This window comes from Psychrobacillus sp. OK032 (assembly GCF_900111345.1).
Classification (GTDB): Bacteria; Bacillota; Bacilli; order Bacillales_A; family Planococcaceae; genus Psychrobacillus.
Window position 1 is genome coordinate 1 of the sequence record NZ_FOGY01000027.1, and the last position, 6529, is coordinate 6529.

Annotated in this window: 7 protein-coding genes; all 7 read right to left on the minus strand. The window is 34.8% G+C overall.

Translation table 11 applies throughout. The features are described from left to right. Positions 1–459 precede the first annotated feature (459 nt). Positions 460–1173 carry a ZinT family metal-binding protein gene (locus BMZ04_RS21580; protein WP_093277740.1) on the minus strand — a complete coding sequence of 238 codons (714 nt, stop codon included), beginning with the start codon at positions 1171–1173 and terminating at the stop codon, positions 460–462. A gap of 108 nt (positions 1174–1281) precedes the next feature. Further along, the gene (gene rpmG, locus BMZ04_RS21585; protein WP_093277745.1) at positions 1282–1431 is read right to left on the minus strand and encodes a 50S ribosomal protein L33; all 150 of its coding nucleotides are present in this window, start codon (positions 1429–1431) and stop codon (positions 1282–1284) included. Positions 1432–1597: 166 nt separating this feature from the next. Beyond that, entirely contained in the window at positions 1598–2785 is a 1188-nt protein-coding gene (locus tag BMZ04_RS21590) for a GTP-binding protein (protein WP_093277748.1), read from the minus strand. 241 nt (positions 2786–3026) lie between these two features. Further along, entirely contained in the window at positions 3027–4253 is a 1227-nt protein-coding gene (locus tag BMZ04_RS21595; protein ID WP_093277750.1) for an eIF2A family protein, read from the minus strand. Positions 4254–4620: 367 nt separating this feature from the next. Next, entirely contained in the window at positions 4621–4794 is a 174-nt protein-coding gene (locus tag BMZ04_RS21600) for a hypothetical protein (protein WP_255368069.1), read from the minus strand. Between the two features lie 270 nt (positions 4795–5064). Next, on the minus strand, positions 5065–5463 hold the full coding sequence (locus tag BMZ04_RS21605; RefSeq protein ID WP_093277753.1) for an ABC transporter permease: 399 nt from the start codon (positions 5461–5463) through the stop codon (positions 5065–5067). Between the two features lie 130 nt (positions 5464–5593). After that, positions 5594–5965, minus strand: a complete 372-nt coding sequence (locus BMZ04_RS21610; RefSeq protein WP_093277756.1) for a hypothetical protein — start codon at positions 5963–5965, stop codon at positions 5594–5596. Positions 5966–6529 lie beyond the last annotated feature (564 nt).

Genomic DNA, 6529 nt, shown 5'->3' on the forward strand with positions numbered 1-6529 from the left:
CCTTTTTTTAAAAAAGCAATTTCTGAGTCTCTTTTGTTATGCCATTTTATAGATTTTAATCGTTTTTTAATTTTCATGGGAGTTTAATAAGAAAAAAGAGTTGCCTAAGCAACCCCATGATCTTTAACTAAAGCACCCGTTAGCCATCCATGCAGCACAAAAAAATGCTGCACCACAGAGAATGAAAATGGTTAGGAAGTGTCAATACTGATACTGACCTTAATCCAGTCAACCGTAATCCATAGACTTATTTACGCTCTCCTCTTTTTTTAACGATTAAGTAGGGGTCTTCTTAAGTATTGTCATTTTTCATTTCTTGAAGAACTAATTTTCATGGGAGTTTAATAAGAAAATAACTAAGCATTCCTCTTTAAGCTACTAACTTCCCAACGATAGTTTTAGTTAAATTTTAATTTCAAATTTACTATTTCAAAGTAAAAACATTATTACTCTTAAAATTTAATGCTCCATCATTTCGTGTGCAATATCATGTCCATCCATTTCTGATGGGTAGTAGGTAGGCCAGTTTGTGACTTGATCTAGTAATGCCTTACGGTCGTCACCCCAATACAAATGGTAGTGGTCAGATTCATTCTGTTTGATACTATGATCACTAAATTGAATAAATTGAGGAAGCCCTTCAATTTTTTCTACTAGTTTAAATATGTATCTTACCCCTCTATTTCCCGCATTATATGTTAGGATTTCGTATCCATCATAGATATACTCACCAGAATATTCTTTTCCATTTTTGAAGAACGTTACATTATCACCTTGAATTATGATTCGGTCAACATCTGTTTGATACCCTTTATTATAATACTCCTTGTACTCTTCAGAAGTCATGGCATCTTCCTGTTCCGCTTTATAAGCAAATACCTCGTCAAGTGTACCATTCTGTAGGTATGGATATACCGATTGCCAGTCGCCTTCCCAATCAATAAGCGAACGATCACTCACTTGGCTGTCTTCAAAAAAGCCGTCATAAATTTGTTTTGCTTCTTCATCATGTGCATGGCTATGTTCGTGATCACTTTCACTTACATGTGTGTGACTTTCAGATGTTTTCTCTTGTGTTTCAGTAGAGCCTTCAGCTGGTTCTGAAGTCTGACACCCTACTAGTAGTGAACTTATAGCTAATACACTTAGCCCTGTTGCAAATGAAATTTTCATTAATAACACTCCTTTTTACAAATCGTAATAATTACTATTTAGACTATAAACATATCCCTGTTGAACGTCAAGTAACGTTTCAAGAATCATTTATAATAAGTAAAATTTTTACTTTGTTTCTCTATGCAAAGTCACTTTTCTTAATCGTGGACAATATTTCTTCAATTCAATACGTTCTGGATTATTTCGTTTATTTTTCTTCGTAATGTAATTTCGGTCACCTGTCTCTGTGCAGGCCAATGTAATATTTACTCTCATATTATATCCCTCCTTATATTTTCAAATTATTCTAGGTGTGTTGTGAAAGTTCTAACTACCCTTTGAATGACTTTTCTTTGTTGGATAATTAACTATTGGTTTCAAAAACAGACTTTCTAGATAGCTGTTCAAATTTCTGCAAGTTGCATAAAGACTTTCCTGATTTTCAATTTGCTTCAATAAAAGGAGGAAGTGGATCGGACAGCTTTGTCCAGTCACTTTCCATTTCTGCATCAGTTAACAAACATCCATCAAGCTGGGACTCGATTTCATCCCGATTCATATCAAGTCCTATCCATACCATTTCTGTTTGTCGGTCTCCATGAACATCGTCCCATCTTGATTTCAAAGAAGAATCTTCTTGAAAAATCATTTCTTGCTCAGATTTTGGCAGAGATGCAATCCATTGACCAGCACCCTGAATTTGGAGTGAAGAAGCAGCTTGAGAAAGTAAACCTGCCATGTTATTTCGAGTTGCGAGCCAAAAGAATCCTTTGGATCGAACAATTTCTTGTGGAAAAGTATTCAACCAAGCGTACCAACGTTCTGGGTGGAATGGGCGTTTTCTTCTATAAACAAAAGATGTGATTCCATACTCTTCTGTCTCCGGGACATGTTCCTCATTTAATTCTTTAATCCATCCAGCTCCTTGACTTGCTTTCTCGAAGTTAAATAGACTTTGGTCTAGGATTTCTGTAGGTGACACTACCCCATTCTCTATCGATATGATTGTGGCTTCGGGATTCATTTTAACTAAAAAGGATGTAAATGCTTTTATGTATTCAGGTGTAACTAAATCCGATTTACTTATCAGTAAAATATTTGCAAATTCAATTTGATCAATTAATAAATCCGAAACATCCCGACTGTCGAGAACATTGTCCGTTTGTTTACGTTCAAGGAGGGTTTCTCCGCTCTCATAGTCACTCCAGAATCGGAAAGCATCTACTACTGTTATCATGGAATCTAATTTACAATAACGCGATAAATCTATACCAACTTCTTCATCGATATATGTAAATGTTTGCGCAACGGGAATCGGTTCAGAAATACCGGTTGACTCAATAACTAAATAATCGATGTTTCCTTGCTTAGCAAGCTTTTCTACTTCAATCATCAAATCTTCTCGAAGTGTACAACAGATACAACCATTTGTCAGTTCAACTAGTTTTTCTTCTGTACGTGAAAAACCACCATTCTGAATGAGTTGCGAATCAATATTGATTTCACTCATGTCATTTACGATAACAGCTATTTTCTTCCCTTCTTTATTTGACAATAAGTGATTTAACACCGTAGTTTTTCCTGCACCTAGGTAACCACTTAAAACGGTGACCGGAATTAATTCTTTCATACTTTTCCTCCAATTTTTACTTCTTAAATAGTAATGATTACGATTTAAATAATACAATGAATTCTATAATAGTGCAACATTAAATTAAAATGATTAGTTAAAAATGATCTACAGTAAATTTGGTCATAAAAAACACCCCGTAAAAGTTAGTTTTTTATGTCTAACTTTTACGGGGCAGTTCAAAATGATGGTCTTGTTTAACTAAAGCACCCGTTAGTTGAAGAAGAAAAGTGAAGCTTATTCAAGGACTTTGCTCCGGTGTGAAAAACGTTGGGGCGTAATCTACATTTTTAAGCCATATATGCTCTTGACCAGTTAACGTATTTTTTACCCATACATCACCTTTAGTTTGCTCTGCCGTCTTTCGAAACCAAGTAAGGTAAGGTCCAACAACTTGAGGATCTTCCTCAAGTTCATTCTTCCCTGGAAATGAGATTTGTTTTTGCTCTCCTGTTCTCATGTTTATTGCGTAAAGTGATGTAAACATAGTTGGTGGAGGTCCTTCTTTCCACTCCTTGTTCTCTTTCGCACGAGCCACAATTACCAAATCTTTAGAGTACCATTCCAGATCGAGGTCTACAAATCCTTTAGGTGTGTATTCTTTTTGTTGTTTAACTATTGGGATTCCCGCAATCGTCATTTTCTTGTTTTCAACAAAAAATCTTCCTTCTCCAGAAATATAAGCCAATTGATTGGCAGAAGGAGCCCACTTAAACCAGTCTTGATACCCTAACATTTTCCCCACTGCTTGAAAGTGTTTTCCTTGTGATGATAAAACACTCAACGTATTGCTGTCCATGGACCAAGAAAGGGTAGGAATAACTAAAAAGCTAACCCACTTCCCATCAGAACTCCACTTAAAATAATCGGCATCAGTCCCAAACAAGTCAGGTACTTTAGTTTGAATCGTATAAAAAGGCTTCATTTTATCTTTGGCGAGATTTGCATCTACCGGAATTCTATACAGCGGGATTGGACTCCATCCGGTAGGAAGTAAGTTGGATTGTGCTGAAACAATAAATTCTTCCCCGTTCGGAAACCATTCAAAACCACTAACGCCTAATGAAACATTTTCAAATCCTTGCGGCCGGCCATTCTTTATTTTTGTCACATTTAATATACCTTGATCAGTGTAGGCCAACTGATTTTTGTTCGGAGACCATTTAAAGTCAGATGTAGCGGCCCTTACATAAGGTTGGTAGGTTTCTTTTTCCTTTGTATCATAAATGAATAAATCCGATTTTTCTCCCTTTTCATCACCATCAATAAATCCAATAAAACGACCGTCGTATGACCATTTCGGAGAATACACATATCGGTCTTTTGTGAGTTGTATTTCTTCACCACCGTGTTTTAGCCACAACTGATGATCACGGATAAATACTGCTGTTAGTGGGGCTTCTGCACTTGCTATCGACGAAAAATGAAAACAGATGAGAGTTAGTAGTAATAAAATCCGTATTCTCACGTTCAATCCCTCCAACTATAAAGATTTGCCAATTCATATTTTGCCCAAGTTAATATCAACTATCCTTATTCAACAATAGCCCGATTGTTGAATAACATGATTGGCGTTTTATAAACAACTTTATTATCTCAGGACACGTTTTTTGTGCGAATTTTTATAAAAATACGAGGTTTCATTGTTTATTGCTATTCATTTTATAAAAAAAGATTGATTATTTCGGAAAGCGAATCTTAAACTAACCTGCGGCGTTAGTTCAATAAGAAAAAGCTACCCTTACAGGTAGCCACTTGTTTAACTAAAGCACCCGTTAGTTTAAAAAGTGTAAACAACCTAATTGAAGAATTAAAAAGAAAACTTGAGGTTGAATTTAACTTTCGACGACGATTTGGATGAAAATCGGGTTAATTCTATATTCTTTACCTTTGTAATGAATCCAGATGAAATCAAGTTGATACATCGTGTCTTCTTCTCTTTTATTGCGACTCCATATTTCAGCGTTTTCTTCCCACCACACTGAAGGGGAAGTTTTATGAGGTCCCATCACACAATTCATCTTCAGATAGATTAACCCATGCACCTAATAGGTTAGCGTAAACATATTTCATAATATCACCACCATTCTATCAATAGTTTAGCAGAAAAGAATTCAAAATATCCCAACAAATATGGGTGTATATTTTTATTAAATGTGTCTTTCCTTATTGAAGTAAACTGTGTCTTTAGTTCAATAAGAAAAAAGGCTTTACTCCTTCTTGAAGTAAAGCACCCGTTAGTTGAATAAGAAAAAATGACTTTTATTCATCGATAATTACTATTTATTTGTCTTAAATTTAGAAGAGAAATGAAACATTAATAATATTATAAATGCGATAATACAAGGATAGCCAATTAGCACAACTGGACTCATATGTTCGACTAAACTAAACTCCCCCCATTCCAGCCATAACCTCCATCCCATTCCTAAAGCACTAAATATCAAGGAGAGTATAAAAACCAATGATAGTCGTTCTTTAAATAACCCTACAAATATATTCGCAACTCCAAAATAGATCAAAAGTGCAATAAAGAAGAAGTACCATTTGAAGCCTTGTAACCCAGGGATTACAAAAGTAAATGTGATACCAGTAAAAAATACAATTGCTATAATACTATAAATCAAAAAGAATAATGGTTTCTTTTGTACCTCTTCATAAAAGTTTTCACCTAACATTATTTTAAGCCTCCTTTGACCCATACTCATAATTTTACCATTAATCTTAATCAACTAACCTGCCGCGTTAGTTCAATTAGAAAAGTGCTTCACTTCTTCTTGAAGTAAAGCACCCGTTAGTTGAAGATTGCTATATAACATAATTGGTCTCTGAAATAGAGACTTTTTCGATTTCTGAACAAAAAAAGTGAAGTGTATTTTCTTCATAGTCCTCCACTTCAAATTTCATCTTCTCAAAACCTCGTTCTGTTATGTCTTTAATATTTAAAGAAATTTGATGATAAGACCCATTACTTTCAAAGGTGATACTCTGTGGGTTATGGAAACGAAAATGAACAAGATACCGATTACCATTACCTTCGATAATGAAATCAATATCAAGTAAAGAACTGTAAACATTGAATTCTTTTAGAAAACTCAAATTTAAATTTGAAATACACTTTATATTTGCAAATGAAAAATTTTGCAACTCGTCTGTAATTAACCCAATATTTTTTATCATACAGACCCACCTTTCTACTACCTATACTATATATTTTAACATTGTCCTTATTAAACTAACCTCCCTCTATAAACATTGAGGTATCAACGGTTTTCATCATTTCTTTATGTTAAAAAATATTTTTCTACCTTATTTATAAACATAGTCTTGAATTTATAGTTATTCTTACCAATTCGAGTGTACGCTTCGCTAAAACTAATGGAAAACATTAGCTATTTTTCTCCACTATATAATGCACAATGGATCTCTGCGATGCTTATGATGACTTACCCTCCCATGTCTCTTAGCGTCAATTGCGCTTACATTCCTTCGTTCGGTCTATTCATAAGGCAGAGGCCAGCTAAGCTGCCCCAGGGACTCATGGTCTTAGTGTTAGTAATAATGCCGGCTTCTCCGTGTCATCCTTCTAATTATAGGTCGTTGATTGGAAATGCTTACGCTGGCTCTGCGAGACAGTGGATATCCCTCTTCATAAATTGCTCGTTAAAATAGACTTTCTTTTTACAAATGCCATGTAATATTTTCAGTAATTTACCACAGAGTACTACCATCGATTGCTTGCCC